Origin of the sequence: Streptomyces griseochromogenes (assembly GCF_001542625.1) — a bacterium.
GTDB classification, from domain to species: Bacteria; Actinomycetota; Actinomycetes; order Streptomycetales; family Streptomycetaceae; genus Streptomyces; species Streptomyces griseochromogenes.
Genome location: NZ_CP016279.1, coordinates 8,032,459 through 8,049,980, shown reverse-complemented (window position 1 = coordinate 8,049,980; position 17,522 = coordinate 8,032,459). Strand labels below are relative to the sequence as shown.

The following is a 17,522-nucleotide window of genomic DNA, read 5'->3' as shown; positions in this document are numbered from 1 at the left end:
CTGTTTTTCCGGCCACGACCGGAGCAGGCAATGACGCAAATGATCTCCCCACCAGCGCAAAGGCGTTCTAGGCTCTTTCCTACCGCCGAGTCGCGCAGTGCGGGGACGGGCACCGCACACGCACCGGAGCGCCAGCGGGACGTGAGCGGTGCCCACGACCGAGGGCTCCGCCGGGCAAGGAGGGCCGCATGACCGTACGGCGAGTAATGGGCATCGAGACGGAGTACGGGATCTCCGTCCCCGGCCACCCCAACGCCAATGCCATGCTCACCTCATCCCAGATCGTCAACGCCTACGCGGCGGCGATGCACCGGGCCCGCCGGGCCCGCTGGGACTTCGAGGAGGAAAACCCGCTGCGCGACGCACGAGGCTTCGACCTCGCCCGAGAAGCCGCCGACGCCAGCCAGCTCACCGACGAGGACATCGGCCTCGCCAACGTCATCCTCACCAACGGCGCACGCCTCTACGTCGACCACGCCCACCCCGAATACAGCGCCCCGGAGGTCACCAACCCCCGCGACGCCGTCCTCTGGGACAAGGCCGGCGAACGCATCATGGCCGAAGCCGCCGAACGCGCCGCCCAGCTCCCCGGCGCCCAGCAGATCCACCTCTACAAGAACAACACCGACAACAAGGGCGCCTCCTACGGCACGCACGAGAACTACCTGATGAAGCGGGAAACCCCCTTCTCGGACATCGTGCGCCACCTCACCCCCTTCTTCGTCTCCCGCCAGGTCTTCGCCGGAGCGGGCCGCGTCGGCATCGGCCAGGACGGACACGAACACGGCTTCCAGCTCAGCCAGCGCGCCGACTACTTCGAGGTCGAGGTCGGCCTGGAGACGACGCTGAAGCGCCCCATCATCAACACGCGGGACGAACCCCACGCCGACGCCGAGAAGTACCGCCGCCTCCACGTCATCATCGGCGACGCGAACCTCTCCGAGATCTCCACCTACCTGAAGCTCGGCACGACCGCCCTCGTCCTGTCCATGATCGAGGACGGCTTCATCGCGGTCGACCTCGCCGTCGACCAGCCCGTCCGCACACTCCACCAGGTCTCCCACGACCCCTCGCTCAAGCGACTGATCACCCTGCGTAGCGGCAGGACCCTGACAGCCGTCCAGCTGCAGATGGAGTACTTCGAGCTCTCCCGCAAGTACGTCGAGGAACGCTTCGGCGCCGACGCCGACGACCAGACCAAGGACGTCCTCTCCCGCTGGGAGGACACCCTCAACCGGCTGGAGCACGACCCGATGAGCCTCGCCGGCGAACTCGACTGGGTCGCCAAACGCGAACTGATGGAGGGCTACCGCCGCCGCGACGGCCTCGACTGGGACGCCGCCCGGCTCCACCTCGTCGACCTCCAGTACGCCGACGTACGCGCCGAGAAAGGCCTCTACAACCGTCTGGCGGCCCGCGGACGCATCAAGCGGCTCCTGGACGAGTCCGAGGTCGACCGGGCCCGCACGAAGCCACCGGAGGACACCCGCGCCTACTTCCGCGGCCGCTGCCTGGAGCAGTACGCGGACGACGTGGCCGCGGCCTCCTGGGACTCGGTCATCTTCGACCTCCCCGGCCGCGACTCCCTCCAGCGCGTTCCAACCCTCGAACCGCTACGCGGAACGCGAAATCACGTCAAGGAACTGCTGGACCGCTGCCGCACCGCAGAAGACCTGGTCAGGGTCCTGTCAGGCGGCTGAGCGCGATCAGCGGGCACACGCACCACCCCGGGCGGACAGGGTGGAAATCCCACCGCCCGGGAATCATCGAGGTGGCCCCCGTACGTTGTCGAAACTGCGGGGCCGATGTCGGACCCGGCTTGTAGGGTCTGATCATCACCGATCGGCAGGAATGCCGACCCGTCGACCATGTCGGGCGAACTGAGCGGGGTGAGGGTTATGGCAACCAAGGACACCGGCGGCGGCCAGCAGAAGGCCACACGCTCCACCGAGGAGGTCGAGGAGCAGGCGCAGGACGCGCAGGCTTCCGAGGACCTCAAGGAGCGTCACGAGAAGCTGAGCGACGACGTGGACTCCGTCCTGGACGAGATCGACGATGTCTTGGAGGAGAACGCGGAGGACTTCGTACGCTCGTTCGTTCAAAAGGGTGGACAGTAGTCACATCCATGAACGACGGGGGATCGAAGAAGTGCTCGACATGCCAGAAGGTACTTTCGGTCGGCGCATTCGCGGGCAACAGGTCTCGGCCTGACGGCCTGCAGGTCAATTGTCGCGAGTGCGCTGCCGAGTACTACCGGCGACGACAGGAAGCACGGGGCAAGACGGTGCGCGAGAAGGTGGACGTGCCCAACGGGTACAAGCTCTGCCGGTCGTGCGGCGAGATCAAGTCCCACAGCGAATGGCACCGTAACGCGACCGCTTCCGATGGGCTGTCGACGCGATGCAAGGCTTGCCGTGCCGTCCGTGGGCGGGCGGACCACCTCAAGCGCAACTACGGCCTCACCGAGTCCGAACGCGACGCGATGATCGCCGCTCAGCGCGGGCTCTGCGTGATCTGCCTGGATGCCCCCGCCGTGCATGTGGATCACTGCCACAAGACGGGTAGGGTCCGTGGCGTACTGTGCTTCAACTGCAATTCGGCCATCGGCAAGTTGGGTGACAACCCCGACGCCGTACGCCGGGCAGCCGCCTATCTGGAAGGAAACTCGTGGAAGCCAATACTCGTGGCACCGGGCGTCTACCAGCTGCCTTCCTGACGCCTGGGTCCTCTTCGTTCATGGACTTCCTGTCGGAGCACCAGCCCGAGCTGCTGCCCGGCAAGCGGCAGCTGCCGCCCACCCAGGGGGTGATCGAGGCGCCGCACGGCACGACCATCGTGGCGGTGACCTTCCCCGGTGGCGTGGTGCTGGCCGGTGACCGCCGGGCGACCATGGGCAATGTCATCGCTCAGCGGGACATCGAGAAGGTCTTCCCGGCGGACGAGTACTCGGCGGTGGGTATCGCCGGTACCGCCGGTCTGGCCGTCGAGATGGTCAAGCTCTTCCAGCTGGAGCTGGAGCACTTCGAGAAGGTCGAGGGCGCCCAGCTGTCGCTGGAGGGCAAGGCGAACCGACTGTCGACGATGATCCGTTCCAACCTCGGCATGGCCATGCAGGGCCTGGCCGTGGTGCCGCTGTTCGCCGGGTACGACCTGGACCGGGAGAGGGGGCGCATCTTCTCCTACGACGTCACGGGCGGCCGTTCCGAGGAGCAGCATTTCGCGGCGACGGGTTCCGGTTCGATCTTCGCGCGTGGGGCGATGAAGAAGCTGTTCCGTGACGATCTGAGCCAGGAGCAGGCCACGACCCTGGTGGTCCAGGCCCTGTACGACGCGGCAGACGACGACTCGGCGACCGGTGGTCCCGATGTCGCCCGCCGGATCTACCCGATCATCACGGTGATCACCGAGGACGGTTTCCGCCGGCTCACCGAGGACGAGACCTCCGAGCTGTCCCGTGCGGTGCTGCAGCGGCGTCTGGAGGAGCCCGACGGCCCCAAGGCCGCCCTGCTCTGAGTGCGGGCCCGTTTCTTGTGAAGGTGATCCAGTGACCATGACAGAAAGGGACGGATAACCGGTGTCGACGCCGTTCTATGTCTCACCTCAGCAGGCCATGGCCGACCGGGCGGAGTACGCCCGCAAGGGCATCGCCCGTGGCCGCAGCCTGGTCGTGTTGCAGTATGCCGATGGCATCGTGTTCGTGGGCGAGAATCCGTCCCGTGCGCTGCACAAGTTCAGCGAGATCTATGACCGGATCGGCTTCGCGGCCGCCGGTAAGTACAACGAGTACGAGAATCTGCGGATCGGTGGCGTTCGCTACGCCGACCTGCGGGGTTACACCTACGACCGGGACGATGTGACCGCCCGCGGTCTGGCCAACGTGTACGCCCAGACTCTGGGCACGATCTTCTCCAGCGCGGCCGAGAAGCCGTACGAGGTGGAGCTGGTCGTGGCCGAGGTCGGGGAGACCCCGGAGGGTGACCAGATCTACCGGCTGCCGCATGACGGCTCGATCGTGGACGAGCACGGTTCGGTCGCCGTCGGTGGCAATGCGGAGCTGATCAGCAACTACCTCGACCAGCGTCATCAGGACGGCATGACGTTGGCCGAGGCGTTGAAGCTGGCCGTGCAGGCCCTGTCCCGTGAGTCGAACGGCAGCCAGCGGGAGATTCCGGCGGAGCGCCTTGAGGTCGCGGTTCTGGACCGTACGCGTCCGCAGAAGCGCAAGTTCAAGCGCATCGTCGGCCGTCAGCTCTCGCGTCTGCTGGAGGAGGGCGGCGCGGCGACCGAGGCGGAGAGCTCCGAGGAGGAGTAGGTCCGCCCCTGTCCCGTTCCTGTTGTGCCCCGGCCGGTTCTCCGGTCGGGGCACGCGGCGTTTCAGGGCGTGTGAGGCGGCGCTGTGGAGCCTCGTACGACGAGTTCGACGGGGATGTCGCCGCCGTCGGGCTCCCGGCCCTCCAGGACGGCCAGCAGGGCTTTCATGCCGCGTTCTCCGAAGAGCTCGGCGTCCAGCCGTACCGTCGTCAGCTCGGGGTCGATGGCGGTGGCCAGGGCCAGGTCGTCCAGGCCGGTGACGGAGACGTCGTCGGGAACCCTGAGGCCGAGGCGGCGCAGGGCCTTGTAGGCGCCGGCGGCCAGTTTGTCGTCGTCGCAGACGATGGCTGTCGGCCGGGGGCCGGGTGCGGTGAGCGCGGCCTCTGTGGCGGCCAGGGCTCCCGCGATGGAGATCGGCGCGGGGGCGGTACGGATGTTCGTGCCGGGGGCGGCGGCCAGGCGTGCCGCGAGTTCGCGCGCGCGGATCTCGAAGGTCCAGGAGGGGACGTCGGCGGCGAGGTGGAGGATGCGGCGGTGGCCGAGGTCGAGCAGATGTTCGGCGACTTGGCGGACACCGTCGGCGATGTCGAGGTTGACCGTTGCCGCGCCGAGGCTGCCTGCCGGGTCGCTGTCGAGCATGACCAGGGGGAGTTGGTCGCCGCGGATGGCGGTGAGTGCGTCGGCGGCCATGGAGGAGGCGATGACGCCGTCGAGGGCGGCTTGTGCGGAGGCGAAGGGGTCGCGGGCGGGGCCGATGCCTTCGGGGGAGGGGTACAGGACGACTCCGAAGCCGTTCTGGGCCGCGACCCGTGCCGCGCCGGTGTAGACGCCGGCGAAGAATTCGGTGGTCAGGGCCGGTACCACGAGCAGCACGGTGCGGGTGCGGCCGAGGCGCAGGTTGCGGGCGGCGAGGTTGGGCCGGTAGCCGAGTGCGCGTGCCGCTTCGCGGACTCGTTCGGCGGTGGGTTCCGAGACGCGGCCGCGCCACTTGTCGCCCAGCACGAGTGAGACGGCCGCCTGGGAGACTCCTGCCGCCTGGGCGACGTCACGGCTGGTCGGGCGCGTGCTGCTGGGTGCCACCGCGGGCCTGCTCCTCGTTGTCTGGTCGTGTGCCTTCGGGTGCTCGCGCCCCGTGGCTCACTGTCGGTCGTCTGGACTGTGAACAGCGCACATGGTACGTATGAGAAGCGACGTTATACGTAACACTTGGAGGCGGGGCATGGCCGCGGGGTACCTGGAGATCCTCAGGGCGAAGCACGCGGCCCGGCTGCTGACGGGCACTTTGGTGGGCCGGCTGCCCAACGCGACCGCCGCGATCGCCCTGGTGCTGTTCGTGCGCGCCGAGGGCGGCTCCTTCAGCCTGGCGGGCGCCCTCGCGGCGGTGTACGGCGTCGCCAACGCCGTGGGCCAGCCCGTGCTCGGCCGGCTGGTGGATCTGTACGGGCAGCCGCGTGTGCAGCTGCCCGCGGCGGTCGCCTCCGCCCTCGCCATGACGGCCTTCGCCTTCTCGGGCACCGACCCGCTGCCGTTCGCGTACGCGTCGGTCGCGGCGGCCGGCCTGTTCACCCCGCCTCTGGAGGGCGGCCTGCGTGCGCTGTGGCCCTCCGTGCTGCGCCGGGAGGAGCAGGTCCACACGGCGTACGCCATGGACGCGGTCGCGCAGGAGGTCATGTTCACCGTGGGGCCGCTGCTGGTGACCTTGTGCGTGTCGCTGTGGTCGGAGCGGGCGGCCCTGCTGGTGCTGAACGTGGTGGGTGTCCTCGGCGCGCTCTCCGTCGTCGTCTCGCCGCCCTCGCGCGCGTGGCGCTCGGAACCGCGCGAGGCGCACTGGCTGGGTGCTCTGCGCTCGCCGGGCCTGCTGGCGCTGCTCGGTGCCTTCCTGTTCGTCGGGATCGCGCTCGGTTCCATCACGGTGGCCGCGGTGTCGTACGCCGACGCTCATGGTGGTGACGCGGTCTACGGCTGGCTGATGGCCGCGCTCGGTCTGGGCGCACTGGCGGGTGGCACGGTGTACGGCGCGCGGCGGTGGAGCGGTACGCCGGAGCGGCGACTGCGGGTGCTGGTGGCACTTCTGGCGGTGTGTTATCTGCCGTTGACGCTGATGCCGGGCGTGGTGGCGATGGTGCTGCTGACCGCGGTGTCGGGGGTGTTCCTGGCGCCTTGTATCGCCTGTGCGTTCATCATCGTCGACCGGCACGCGCCGAGCGGAACCGTCACCGAGGCGTTCTCCTGGCTTGTGACGACGTTCACCGTGGGTGCGTCGGTCGGAACGGGGCTGGCGGGACCGGTCGTCCAGGGTGGTGGTGCGCTGTGGGGTTTCGCGCTTCCGGGTGCGGCGGGGGCCGTGTCCCTGCTGGTGCTGCTCGTCACCGGACGGGTCCTCGCAGCTCCCGCGCGGGGCGGGGTGGTTGCGGCTTCATCGGAAAATGATCCAAATCGTGCTGTCGAACCCCGTTTCAGCTCGGGGGATCGGGCGTAATGTTCAGTCATGGACCGCCGCATTTTCGGGCTGGAGAACGAGTACGGCGTCACGTGCACGTTCAGGGGACAGCGCCGCCTGTCGCCTGACGAGGTGGCGCGGTACCTCTTCCGCCGTGTCGTGTCATGGGGCCGCAGCAGCAATGTCTTTCTGCGAAACGGCGCCCGGCTCTATCTCGACGTGGGGTCACATCCGGAATACGCCACACCCGAATGTGACAATGTGACCGAACTGGTCACCCACGACAAGGCCGGCGAGCGCATTCTCGAGGGACTCCTGGTGGACGCGGAACGACGCCTGCACGAGGAGGGAATCGCGGGCGACGTCTACCTGTTCAAGAACAACACCGACTCGGCGGGCAACTCCTACGGTTGCCACGAGAACTATCTGGTGGCCCGGCACGGGGAGTTCTCCCGGCTCGCGGACATCCTCATCCCGTTCCTGGTGACCAGACAGCTGCTGTGCGGCGCGGGCAAGGTCCTGCAGACCCCGCGCGGCGCCGTCTACTGCGTGAGTCAGCGCGCGGAGCACATCTGGGAGGGCGTGTCCTCGGCGACGACGCGTTCCCGGCCGATCATCAACACCCGCGACGAGCCGCACGCGGACGCGGAGCGGTATCGCCGGCTGCATGTCATCGTGGGTGACTCGAACATGTCCGAGACGACCATGCTGCTCAAGGTCGGGGCCACCGATCTGGTGCTGCGCATGATCGAGGCGGGCACGGTGATGCGTGATCTCACCCTGGAGAACCCGATCCGGGCGATTCGTGAGGTCAGCCATGACATCACCGGCCGGCGCAAGGTGCGTCTGGCCAGTGGCCGGGAGGCCTCGGCGCTGGAGGTGCAGCGCGAGTACTTCGACAAGGCGGTCGATTTCTGTGACCGCCGCGGTATCCGTACCGGCACGGTCGAGCAGGTCCTGGAGCTGTGGGGCCGTACGCTGGAGGCGATCGAGTCGGAGGAGCTCGACCGCATCGGCACCGAGATCGACTGGGTGATGAAGTACAAGCTCATCGAGCGGTACCGGGCCAAGCACAACATGACGATGTCCCATCCGCGGGTCGCCCAGATAGACCTCGCCTACCACGACATCCACCGCCGTCGTGGGCTGTACTACCTGCTGGAGCGAAAGGGGCAAGCGGCCCGGATCTGCAACGACTTGAAGATCTTCGAAGGCAAGTCGGTTCCTCCGCAGACCACTCGGGCGCGGCTGCGCGGTGACTTCATCCGCCGGGCGCAGGAACAGCGCCGGGACTTCACGGTCGACTGGGTGCACCTCAAGCTCAATGACCAGGCGCAGCGCACGGTGTTGTGCAAGGACCCGTTCCGTTCGGTGGACGATCGCGTGGAGAAGCTCATCGCCGGAATGTGACGAAGGTATGTGAGTCGAGCGTTTCCGCGTCGGAATACGGGAACGCCACACGGGCGCCGTACGTTTCGGGTACGGCGCCCTTCTCGCGTCGTAGAGTTGCGCGCACGCCAATCCGCAAGATCGATCGATTACGAGGCTTCTCCGTGCGCCGACGCTCGCTCCTCCTCGCCGCCGTTCCCGCAGGACTGGTCACGCTCGCCGGCTGCGGCGACGGCAAGTCCGACTCCAGCAAGTCCGCCGCGCCCAAGCCGGCGGCCTCGGCGTCGGCCCCTCCGCCGCCCAAGATCGTGGACGGTCCGCTGCCGGCGATCACGGCGGGTACGAAGTTCGGTGAGAAGCCGACGGTCGCCAAGGGGTCGGGGGATCCCTCGAAGAACCTCGCGGTCAAGACGGTCATCGCGGGCGGGGGCCGCACGGTCGCGGAGCTCGACTTCGTCCAGGCCAACTACCTGGGCCAGGTCTGGAGCACGGGGAAGGTCTTCGACAACTCCTACGACCGTCACCGTCCGCTGGTCATGCAGCTCGCCCGGGGCAGCATCATCGACGGGTGGCGGTACGCGCTCGCGGGCAAGAAGACCGGCAGCCGGGTGCAGATCGCGGTCCCGCCCACGTGGGGGTACGGAAAGTCGGGCAACTCCCAGGCGGGGATCAAGGGCACCGACACCCTCGTCTTCGTCATCGATGTGATCGATTCCTTCAACTCCAAGAGCTCCGCCAAGGGCAAGCCGGTCGCGCAGAGCGATGCCGCTCTGCCGAAGGTCGGCACCAACACCGACGGCAGTGAGCCCAAGATCACTGTTCCGAAGTCCGCCCCGCCGAAGAAGCTGGTGTCGACCTACGTCCTGGAGGGCGACGGGCCGGAGCTCAAGGCGGACCAGGCGATCCTGTGCCAGTTCAAGAGTGTGGTCTGGGACAGTGGCAAGGCGTTTCAGCAGACGTATGGCTCCGGGCGGCTCAGCCAGATCTCGCTGGAGCAGATGCAGCAGGTCGTCAAGGGTCTGTCGCAGGGGCTGACCGGCAAGAAGGTGGGCAGCAGGGTCCTCGTCGTCGTACCGCCGGACCTGGGCTACGGCGACAACCCGCCGAGCGGCGGACCCGCCAAGAAGGACTCCACGCTGGTGTTCTCGGTGGACATCCTGGCCTCGTTGTAGGCAGGGCACCGCCGGTGGTTGTGGCGGGCGGCAGACCTGCGCGGATGAAAGACTGTCCGTGTTCCGTGTCGTACACAAGCAGGAGCTTTTGACGTGAACATCGACAAGCCCGAGATCGACTTCCCGGGCGGCGAGCCCCCGGCGGACCTCGAGATCAAGGACATCTGGGAGGGCGACGGCGAGGTGGCGCAGGCGGGTCAGACCGTCACCGTCCACTACGTGGGTGTCGCTTTCAGCACCGGCGAGGAGTTCGATGCCAGCTGGAACCGGGGCACCCCGTTCCGCTTCCCGCTGGGCGGCGGCCGGGTCATCAAGGGCTGGGACCAGGGCGTACAGGGCATGAAGGTCGGCGGCCGTCGCCAGCTGACCATCCCCGCGCACCTCGCCTACGGCAACCAGAGCCCGACCCCGGCGATCCAGCCCGGCGAGACGCTGATCTTCGTGGTGGACCTGCTCGGAGTCTGATCGGATCCGATCATCTGGGGCCCATGCCTGCCCGGGCGTGGGCCCTCGGCTTTTCCCGCGACCCACGGGAGCGGTACGGTCATCGGTCGGAAGCACCATGAGGAAGGCGAAGGGCGTCGATGGCCATTGCCAAGGCCGAGCGGCTGATGAACCTCGCGCTGTGTCTGCTCGGGACACGGCGGCCGCTCAGCAAGCGCGAGCTGCGCGAGTCCATCGAGGCCTACCTCGAAGCAGGGTCCGACGACTCCTTCAACCGGATGTTCGAGCGGGACAAGGACGACCTGCGCGAGCTGGGCCTCGTCATCGCGACGGTGGAGAACCTCGACGGCGAGGTCGGCTATCTCGCCCGCCGCGACAGCAACCGCCTGCCCCCCATCACCCTGGACGCCGAGGAGGCCGCCGCTCTGGGCCTGGCCGCCAAGGTCTGGCAGCAGGCCCGGCTGGCCGGCGCGGCCAGCGGCGCCCTGCAGAAGCTGCGCGCGGCCGGGCTGCCCGAAGAGGTCGACCCCTACGAGGCGCACGGTGCCCTGGAGCCGCGCATCCCCGTGCACGAGGCCGCCTTCGAACCGCTGATGCTGGCCTGCCGCGACCGTCGGCCCGTCGTCTTCGACTACCGCAAGGCGTCCGCGGCCCATCCCGAGCCGCGGCACGTCGAGCCGTGGGCGCTCGAGTGCTGGCGCGGCCACTGGTATCTGGCCGGCTGGGACCGCGACCGGGGCGCCGAGCGCGTCTTCCGGCTTTCCCGGATCACCGGAAGGGTCCGCTCGCGCGGTACGGGCTTCACCGCCGAGGTGCCCGACGTCGTCACCGTGCGTGAGACCGTCGCGAGCTGGGCGGGCGAGATCGCCGACCGCTCGGCGCTGATCCGGCTGCGTGCCGGTGCCGGTTACCCCCTTCGGGCGAAGGCCACCAAGGTCCGGGAACTCGGCGACGGGTGGGACGAGTTGGAAATTCCGTACGGGCACGGTCTGGACGCCTGGCTGGTGGAGTTCGGGCCGGACGTGGTGGTCCTGGAGCCGGCCGAGCTGCGGGCCGACGTGGTGGACCGGCTGAGTGCCGTGGCCAAGGGCTGAGGGGGAGCGGAGCAGGACTATGGCAGGCAAACCGGTCAGGCCCGTGAACGCCATCGACCAGACCCGGCGGATGCTCTCCCTGGTGACCTACCTCAGGGAGCGCCCCGGCGCCCGGATCGCCGATGTGGCGCGCGCCTTCGGCATCACCGAGGACGAGCTGGTCTCCGACCTCGATCTGCTGCCCATGTGCGGCACCAGCTTCCGCGGCGGCGATCTGCTGGACATCGACACCGACGGCGAGCGCATCTGGTGGCACAACCCGGCCGCGCTCGGCGAGGATGCGGCCGAGCCGCTGCGGCTCGCGGCCGACGAGGCGACCGCCCTGCTGGTGGCCGCCCGCGCGGTCTCGACGCTGCCGGGCCTGAGGGAGGGCGACCGGCAGGCCCTGCTGCGGGCGACGGCCAAGGTGGAGGCGGCCGCCGGAGAGGCCGCGGGTGCCAGCTCCCGCCTGTCGGTGACGTTCGAGTCCGAGGGCGGTGTCTTCGCCGACGTCGACCGGGCGATCGCCGAGCGCCGCCGGCTGTGGATCCGCTACTACTCCCCGGCACGGGACGAGGTCACCGAGCGCGAGATCGACCCCATCCGTCTGGTCAGCGTCGGACACACCTATGTCGAGGCCTGGTGCCGCCGCTCGGAGGCGCGCCGCACCTTCCGGCTCGACCGGGTCGCCGAGATCAGGATCCTGGACGAGCCGTCCGCGCCGCCGGAGATCGAGCTGCGGGACCTGTCGGAGGCCTTGGTGCAGCCGGCCGCCGAGGATCCGGAGGTCGTGGTCGAGGTCGGCCCGGGCGGCCGCTGGGTGGCCGAGTACTACCCCCACGACAGTGCCGATGAGCTTCCCGACGGCGGGCTGCGTATCACTTTGCGCACCCCCGATCCGGCCTCCCTCAGGCGGCTGGCCCTGCGGCTCGGCCGCGACGGCCGGATCGTCTCGCCGCCCGAGCTGGCCGACAGCGCCCGCCGCGCGGCGAGCCAGGCCCTGGCGGCGTACGACATACCGGCGGGCGCGGCGCATGGGGTGCCCGGCGGTCCGGACGACGGCCGGTAGGACAGGCAGAAGTGAGCCACGGGACCGTGCCGGTCCCGAGGGGCAGGGCGCCCGCGGGCCCGGGGAGCCGGCACGGCCGGTCTTTCGGTGCCGCCTGCGGCGGTCCCGCAGGCGAACGACCAGAAGACGAGGAGCGAGGGCTGTGAGCGAGTCTCCGGTGTCCGGTGCGGGGGAAATGACGGTGGCGGCCGCCTTCGCCGGGATGAAGAGAGCGGTCCCCGTGGTGTTCAAGGCGGGCTGCCCGGACTGCCGGGGCCGCTTCGAGCTCGCCGCGAGCGCCCTGCGGCTGGCCATCGGGGCCACCAGCCGGACGACGTTCTACTCCTTCACCTGCCCCGAGTGCGAGGCCGTGGTCCGCAAGCCCGCCGGGGAGCGCATCGTCGAGCTGCTCACCGGTGGCGGGGTCAGGACCCTGCGGCTGCACTCCACGGTCTAGGACCGTCTAGGCTCGACGTCATGTTCTGGCCGATGTTCGCGGTAGCCGTGGGTTTCCTGGGTCTCGCCGTCCTGGGGGTGCTCGCCGTTCGGGTCTTCCTGGAGGCGCGGCGCCTCGGACAGCAGGTCGCGGACTCCGCGCGCCGTATCAACAGGGCGGCCGAGGATCTGGAACGGTCGGCGGCGAGCGCGGCCCGCGCCGTGGACGCGCTCTGATGGGACGCAAGTGATGCGCTTTGGGTCACTTCGCCCTGTCACCTTGACGGTCCGGCCAGGTACGCTGCTGGTCGCGGCCCGGAGTACGAGGCACGGTCCGCAGAGAGCAGGAGTACGCACGGGGATTGTTCTACGTTCACCCCCGGGCGTTACGATCGCTGCCAGCACGATGGTCAGACATTTGTCCGACCGGTCGGACATGCCCCGTCGCCCCGCCTCAGTGAGAAGGTGAAGACCAATGTTCCGCAACGCACTTGAGCCGTGGCACCTGGTGCTCCTGGTTCTGGTGATCGTCCTCGTGTTCGGCTCCAAGAAGCTCCCGGACATGGCGCGCTCACTCGGCAAGTCCGCGCGCATCCTGAAGAGCGAGGCCAAGGCGATGAAGGACGAGGGCAAGCAGTCCACCACCTCCGCCCAGCCGGCCGACGAGCAGACCCCCGCCCAGCGCACGATCCAGGCCTCGCCCGGCGACGTGACCAGCTCCCGGCCGGTCAACGAGCCGACGGACACGACCCAGCGCTGACGGGAGGACCGGGGCATCCGGTCCGCTGTACGAGATGAGGATGTGGGTTGCCCAAGTCTGCCCGCAACAAGGAGAGGGATCCCGAGGGGCGGATGCCGCTCGCGGACCACTTGCGTGAGCTGCGCAACCGGCTCGCCAAGGGAGTCCTGGCGATCGTCGTTGTCGCGGTGGTGGCGGCCTTCTTCTACAAGGACATCATCAACTTCATCACCCAGCCGGTGCTCGACAAGGTCGGTTGCGGGCAGTCCTTCGGAGAGCTGGCCAAGAACAAGAACGTTCACTGCGCGCACATCACCGTCAGCGGTCTGCTGGCGCCGTTCACCCTGGCCCTGAAGGTCGCGCTGACGGCCGGCGTCGTCCTGGCGGCGCCTGTCTGGCTCTACCAGCTGTGGGCATTCGTCGCGCCCGGTCTGCACCGGCACGAGAAGAGGTACGCGTACGCGTTCGTGGGCTTCGGCTTCCCGCTGTTCCTCGGCGGCGGCTACCTCGCCTACAACGTGCTGCCCATGACGGCGAAGGTGCTGATCGACCTCACGCCCGGCGGCGCGGAGAATCTGTTGCCGCTGGATGAGCTGCTCGACCTGGTCACGCGCATGATCGTGGTCTTCGGACTCGCCTTCGAGATGCCTTTGCTGCTGGTCATGCTCAACCTCACCGGCGTCCTGTCCGGTCGGCGCATGCTCGGCTGGTGGCGCGGCATGATCGTCGGCATCGCCGCCTTCGCGGCGGTGGCCACGCCGAGCCCCGACCCGGGGACGATGCTGGCGCTGGCGGCGCCGATCTGGGCGCTGTTCTTCATCGCCGTGGCCTTCTCGATGATCAACGACCGGCGCAAGGCCCGTCGGGAGGCCACGGGGCCCGCCGACGACGAGGCCTCCGAGCTGGATCTCACGCCCGAGGAGATCGGCGAGATCGAGCCCGTCTCCGCCACCCGAGCCCTGCCCGAGCAGTCGGACACCGACCGGGTCAACGGCTACGACGACATCACCTGACGCCACCGGCCATGAGCTGAGCCGGCCGCGCACCGAGGCGCTGCGGATGCCCCCGTCCCGCGAGGACGGGGGCATCCGCCGTTGTTGATCAGCCCAAGATCCGGATAATGATCGTCCTGTTGTCAGTGGCGCCCGGTACGCTCGAAAGCACGATGACAGAGGACCTCTCACCGGCCGAGCGGTACGCGGCAGCCCGCAGGCGGGCAGCCGAGCAGGCCACCGCGCTCGCGTCCTTCCGCGAGATGTACGACTTCGGCCTCGACCCCTTCCAGATCGAGGCCTGCCAGGCGCTCGAAGCGGGGAAGGGTGTGCTGGTGGCCGCCCCCACCGGCTCGGGCAAGACGATCGTGGGCGAGTTCGCCGTCCACCTCGCCCTCATGCAGGGCAAGAAGTGCTTCTACACGACACCCATCAAGGCACTGTCGAACCAGAAGTACGCCGACCTGTGCCGCCGCTACGGAGACGGCATGGTCGGCCTCCTCACCGGCGACAACAGCATCAACTCCGACGCCCCGGTGGTCGTGATGACCACCGAGGTGCTGCGCAACATGCTGTACGCGGGCTCCCAGACCCTCCTCGGCCTCGGCTATGTGGTCATGGACGAGGTGCACTATCTCTCGGACCGCTTCCGCGGCGCCGTCTGGGAGGAAGTGATCATCCACCTCCCCGAGTCGGTGACCCTGGTGTCACTGTCGGCGACCGTGTCCAACGCCGAGGAGTTCGGCGACTGGCTGGACACCGTCCGCGGCGACACCGAGGTGATCGTCTCCGAGCACCGGCCGGTCCCGCTGTTCCAGCACGTCCTCGCCGGACGCCGGATGTACGACCTGTTCGAGGAGGGCGAGGGCCACAAGAAGGCCGTCAACCCCGACCTCGCCCGCCTCGCCCGCATGGAGGCGACCCGGCCCTCGTACCAGGACCGCAGACGCGGCCGGGCGATGCGCGAGGCCGACCGTGAGCGCGAGCGCAGACAGCGCTCGCGCGTGTGGACGCCGGGCCGGCCCGAGGTCATCGAGCGGCTCGACTCCGAGGGGCTGTTGCCCGCGATCACCTTCATCTTCAGCCGCGCCGCCTGCGAGGCCGCCGTCCAGCAGTGCCTGTACGCGGGCCTCAGACTCAACGACGAGGAGGCGCGGGAACAGGTCCGCGCGCTGGTCGAGGAGCGCACCGCCGCCATCCCGTCCGAGGACCTGCACGTCCTCGGCTACTACGAGTGGCTGGAGGGCCTGGAGCGAGGTATCGCAGCCCACCACGCGGGCATGCTGCCGACGTTCAAGGAGGTCGTCGAGGAGCTGTTCGTGCGCGGCCTGGTCAAGGCCGTGTTCGCGACCGAGACCCTGGCCCTCGGCATCAACATGCCCGCCCGCTCGGTGGTGCTGGAGAAGCTCGTCAAGTGGAACGGCGAACAGCACGCCGACATCACGCCGGGCGAGTACACCCAGCTCACCGGCCGGGCCGGGCGCCGCGGCATCGACATCGAGGGGCACGCGGTCGTGCTCTGGCAGCGCGGGATGAGCCCCGAGCACCTGGCCGGTCTCGCGGGCACGCGTACGTACCCGCTGCGCTCCAGCTTCAAGCCGTCGTACAACATGGCGGTCAATCTGGTCGAGCAGTTCGGCCGGCACCGCTCGCGCGAGTTGCTGGAGACCTCCTTCGCCCAGTTCCAGGCCGACAAGTCGGTCGTCGGGATCTCCCGCCAGGTGCAGCGCAACGAGGAGGGCCTGGAAGGCTACAAGGCCTCCATGACCTGCCACCTCGGCGACTTCGAGGAGTACGCGCGGCTGCGCCGCGAACTGAAGGACCGGGAGACGGAGCTGGCCCGGCAGGGCGCGAACGAGCGGCGTGCGGAGGCCGCCGTCGCCCTGGAGAAGCTCAAGCCGGGCGACGTCATCCACGTGCCCACCGGCAAGTACGCGGGTCTCGCCCTGGTCCTGGACCCGGGCCTGCCCGCCGGCCGTTCCAACGGCCACCGCGGCTTCGACCACCACGACGGCCCGCGCCCGCTGGTGCTGACCGCCGAACGGCAGGTCAAACGGCTGGCGTCGATGGACTTCCCGGTACCGGTCGAGCCGCTGGACCGGATGCGGATCCCGAAGAGCTTCAACCCGCGCTCCCCGCAGTCCCGCCGGGACCTCGCCTCCGCGCTGCGCGCCAAGGCCGGGCACATCCCGCCGGAGCGGGCCCGCAAGAAGCGTTCGCAGGCCGCCGACGACCGCGAGATCGCACGGCTGCGCACGGCGATCCGCGCCCACCCCTGCCACGGCTGCAACGACCGTGAGGACCACGCCCGTTGGGCCGAGCGCTACCACCGCCTGCTGCGTGACACCTCGCAGCTGGAGCGCCGCATCGAGGGCCGTACGAACACCATCGCGCGGACCTTCGACCGGATCGTGGCGCTGCTGACCGAGCTGGACTACCTGCGCGGCGACGAGGTCACCGAGCACGGCAGACGGCTCGCCCGGCTCTACGGCGAACTCGACCTGCTGGCCAGCGAATGCCTGCGCGAGGGCGTCTGGGAGGGCCTCGGCCCGGCCGAACTGGCGGCCTGCGTCTCGGCGTTGGTGTACGAGGCACGGGTCGGCGACGACGCCATGGCGCCCAAGCTGCCCTCCGGCAAGGCGAAGGCCGCGCTCGGCGAGATGGTCCGGATCTGGGGCCGCCTGGACGCGGTGGAGGAGGATTTCCGGATCAACCAGACCGAGGGCGTCGGCCAGCGCGAGCCGGACCTCGGCTTCGCCTGGGCCGCCTACATGTGGGCCTCCGGCACGGGCCTGGACGAGGTGCTGCGCGAGGCGGAGATGCCGGCGGGCGACTTCGTGCGCTGGTGCAAGCAGGTCATCGACGTCCTCGGGCAGATCGCCGCGGCTTCTCCCGCGGAGGGCTCGACCGTGGCGAAGAACGCGCGCAAGGCCGTCGACGCGTTGCTCCGCGGAGTGGTCGCCTACTCGTCCGTGGGATGACGTCGTCGGACGACGGGTGCGGGTGCGCCGATGGCCGCCCGCGCCCGTCGTCCACCGCCCGATCGAAGAGGGCGATCAATTTGTCGACAAAGGCAGTCACTGTCGTACGCCGCTCGGTCGTGAGCGCACCCCGTAGGGCGCGACGGCGGCTTCCCTGAAGGGTGCGAGACCGGTCATCCGTACCGGTGCGCCCGCCCCGTTCGGTCGATCCGGCGCGCGGCCGTGATCCTGGGCCGCCGGCGGCGTCCGGGGTCCATCGGGGCTCTCATTCACTCATCACGGTGAGTCACCTTCGCACGCCTGTATGTCGTAACGTGGCGTGTTCGAATGATCTCCGAGCGTACAAATGGAGCCGAGCGTACTCCTGTTGCGTGGGCGATTTCAGGTGCTTGCCGAATATGACACGGCGATGATCCGCTCGGACTAAGCTCGCCCGCGGCGCACCGAGTTGAGGTGTATTCGTGCGTCTGTTCCCAAGTATCCAGAAGATCCCCTCAG

At 69.1% G+C, this 17,522-nt stretch carries 17 protein-coding genes; 16 read left to right on the top strand and 1 reads right to left on the bottom strand.

The window, feature by feature from the left end; translation table 11 throughout:
* Window positions 1–188: 188 nt before the first annotated feature.
* The 5 genes from dop to prcA all read left to right on the top strand — a co-directional run bounded on the left by dop (window position 189) and on the right by prcA (window position 4,312).
* The gene (dop, locus tag AVL59_RS34840) at window positions 189–1,700 is read left to right on the top strand and encodes a depupylase/deamidase Dop (protein ID WP_372450393.1); all 1,512 of its coding nucleotides are present in this window, start codon (window positions 189–191) and stop codon (window positions 1,698–1,700) included.
* Window positions 1,701–1,898: 198 nt separating this feature from the next.
* Window positions 1,899–2,117 (top strand): ubiquitin-like protein Pup, encoded by a 219-nt coding sequence (locus AVL59_RS34835; protein ID WP_030608326.1) that lies wholly within the window; start codon window positions 1,899–1,901, stop codon window positions 2,115–2,117.
* Between the two features lie 8 nt (window positions 2,118–2,125).
* Window positions 2,126–2,716 carry an endonuclease VII domain-containing protein gene (locus tag AVL59_RS34830; RefSeq protein ID WP_067312720.1) on the top strand — a complete coding sequence of 197 codons (591 nt, stop codon included), beginning with the start codon at window positions 2,126–2,128 and terminating at the stop codon, window positions 2,714–2,716.
* Window positions 2,668–3,513: a proteasome subunit beta gene (gene prcB, locus AVL59_RS34825; RefSeq protein ID WP_067312718.1), complete on the top strand. Its 846-nt coding sequence runs from the start codon at window positions 2,668–2,670 to the stop codon at window positions 3,511–3,513. Before AVL59_RS34830 ends, prcB begins: the two co-directional genes overlap by 49 nt.
* A gap of 61 nt (window positions 3,514–3,574) precedes the next feature.
* A complete protein-coding gene (gene prcA / locus AVL59_RS34820; protein WP_067312716.1) occupies window positions 3,575–4,312 on the top strand; it encodes a proteasome subunit alpha in 738 nt (245 codons plus the stop codon).
* A 62-nt stretch (window positions 4,313–4,374) separates the two neighbouring features.
* Here prcA and AVL59_RS34815 read toward each other — a convergent pair whose 3' ends face one another.
* On the bottom strand, window positions 4,375–5,391 hold the full coding sequence (locus tag AVL59_RS34815; RefSeq protein ID WP_067312714.1) for a LacI family DNA-binding transcriptional regulator: 1,017 nt from the start codon (window positions 5,389–5,391) through the stop codon (window positions 4,375–4,377).
* Window positions 5,392–5,530: 139 nt separating this feature from the next.
* Between AVL59_RS34815 and AVL59_RS34810 the strand changes: the two genes are divergently transcribed.
* The 11 genes from AVL59_RS34810 to AVL59_RS34760 all read left to right on the top strand — a co-directional run bounded on the left by AVL59_RS34810 (window position 5,531) and on the right by AVL59_RS34760 (window position 17,024).
* Entirely contained in the window at window positions 5,531–6,790 is a 1,260-nt protein-coding gene (locus AVL59_RS34810) for an MFS transporter (RefSeq protein ID WP_067312712.1), read from the top strand.
* Window positions 6,791–6,799: 9 nt separating this feature from the next.
* Window positions 6,800–8,161 (top strand): Pup--protein ligase, encoded by a 1,362-nt coding sequence (pafA, locus tag AVL59_RS34805; protein ID WP_067312710.1) that lies wholly within the window; start codon window positions 6,800–6,802, stop codon window positions 8,159–8,161.
* Between the two features lie 143 nt (window positions 8,162–8,304).
* Window positions 8,305–9,312: an FKBP-type peptidyl-prolyl cis-trans isomerase gene (locus tag AVL59_RS34800; protein ID WP_067312708.1), complete on the top strand. Its 1,008-nt coding sequence runs from the start codon at window positions 8,305–8,307 to the stop codon at window positions 9,310–9,312.
* 93 nt (window positions 9,313–9,405) lie between these two features.
* Window positions 9,406–9,777, top strand: coding sequence for an FKBP-type peptidyl-prolyl cis-trans isomerase (locus tag AVL59_RS34795; RefSeq protein ID WP_067312706.1), 372 nt, complete (start codon window positions 9,406–9,408; stop codon window positions 9,775–9,777).
* Between the two features lie 119 nt (window positions 9,778–9,896).
* On the top strand, window positions 9,897–10,850 hold the full coding sequence (locus tag AVL59_RS34790; RefSeq protein WP_067312705.1) for a helix-turn-helix transcriptional regulator: 954 nt from the start codon (window positions 9,897–9,899) through the stop codon (window positions 10,848–10,850).
* 19 nt (window positions 10,851–10,869) lie between these two features.
* Complete coding sequence (locus AVL59_RS34785; RefSeq protein ID WP_067312703.1) at window positions 10,870–11,898, top strand: helix-turn-helix transcriptional regulator; 1,029 nt, start codon at window positions 10,870–10,872, stop codon at window positions 11,896–11,898.
* A gap of 175 nt (window positions 11,899–12,073) precedes the next feature.
* The gene (locus AVL59_RS34780) at window positions 12,074–12,334 is read left to right on the top strand and encodes a hypothetical protein (protein ID WP_067312701.1); all 261 of its coding nucleotides are present in this window, start codon (window positions 12,074–12,076) and stop codon (window positions 12,332–12,334) included.
* A 20-nt stretch (window positions 12,335–12,354) separates the two neighbouring features.
* Window positions 12,355–12,549: a hypothetical protein gene (locus tag AVL59_RS34775; protein ID WP_067312699.1), complete on the top strand. Its 195-nt coding sequence runs from the start codon at window positions 12,355–12,357 to the stop codon at window positions 12,547–12,549.
* Between the two features lie 238 nt (window positions 12,550–12,787).
* Window positions 12,788–13,072 carry a Sec-independent protein translocase subunit TatA gene (gene tatA / locus AVL59_RS34770; protein WP_067312697.1) on the top strand — a complete coding sequence of 95 codons (285 nt, stop codon included), beginning with the start codon at window positions 12,788–12,790 and terminating at the stop codon, window positions 13,070–13,072.
* A 47-nt stretch (window positions 13,073–13,119) separates the two neighbouring features.
* Entirely contained in the window at window positions 13,120–14,064 is a 945-nt protein-coding gene (gene tatC, locus AVL59_RS34765; protein WP_208870493.1) for a twin-arginine translocase subunit TatC, read from the top strand.
* A gap of 107 nt (window positions 14,065–14,171) precedes the next feature.
* A complete protein-coding gene (locus tag AVL59_RS34760) occupies window positions 14,172–17,024 on the top strand; it encodes a DEAD/DEAH box helicase (RefSeq protein WP_067312694.1) in 2,853 nt (950 codons plus the stop codon).
* Window positions 17,025–17,522: the final 498 nt, after the last annotated feature.

Bases quoted from the DNA above. Each gene is read 5' to 3' on its own strand.
- tatA (WP_067312697.1), top strand. From the start codon at position 12,788: ATGTTCCGCAACGCACTTGAGCCGTGGCACCTGGTGCTCCTGGTTCTG.
- AVL59_RS34775 (WP_067312699.1), top strand. From the start codon at position 12,355: ATGTTCTGGCCGATGTTCGCGGTAGCCGTGGGTTTCCTGGGTCTCGCC.
- AVL59_RS34780 (WP_067312701.1), top strand. From the start codon at position 12,074: ATGACGGTGGCGGCCGCCTTCGCCGGGATGAAGAGAGCGGTCCCCGTG.
- pafA (WP_067312710.1), top strand. From the start codon at position 6,800: ATGGACCGCCGCATTTTCGGGCTGGAGAACGAGTACGGCGTCACGTGC.
- AVL59_RS34790 (WP_067312705.1), top strand. From the start codon at position 9,897: ATGGCCATTGCCAAGGCCGAGCGGCTGATGAACCTCGCGCTGTGTCTG.
- AVL59_RS34810 (WP_067312712.1), top strand. From the start codon at position 5,531: ATGGCCGCGGGGTACCTGGAGATCCTCAGGGCGAAGCACGCGGCCCGG.
- dop (WP_372450393.1), top strand. From the start codon at position 189: ATGACCGTACGGCGAGTAATGGGCATCGAGACGGAGTACGGGATCTCC.
- AVL59_RS34760 (WP_067312694.1), top strand. From the start codon at position 14,172: ATGATCGTCCTGTTGTCAGTGGCGCCCGGTACGCTCGAAAGCACGATG.
- AVL59_RS34830 (WP_067312720.1), top strand. From the start codon at position 2,126: ATGAACGACGGGGGATCGAAGAAGTGCTCGACATGCCAGAAGGTACTT.
- AVL59_RS34785 (WP_067312703.1), top strand. From the start codon at position 10,870: ATGGCAGGCAAACCGGTCAGGCCCGTGAACGCCATCGACCAGACCCGG.
- AVL59_RS34835 (WP_030608326.1), top strand. From the start codon at position 1,899: ATGGCAACCAAGGACACCGGCGGCGGCCAGCAGAAGGCCACACGCTCC.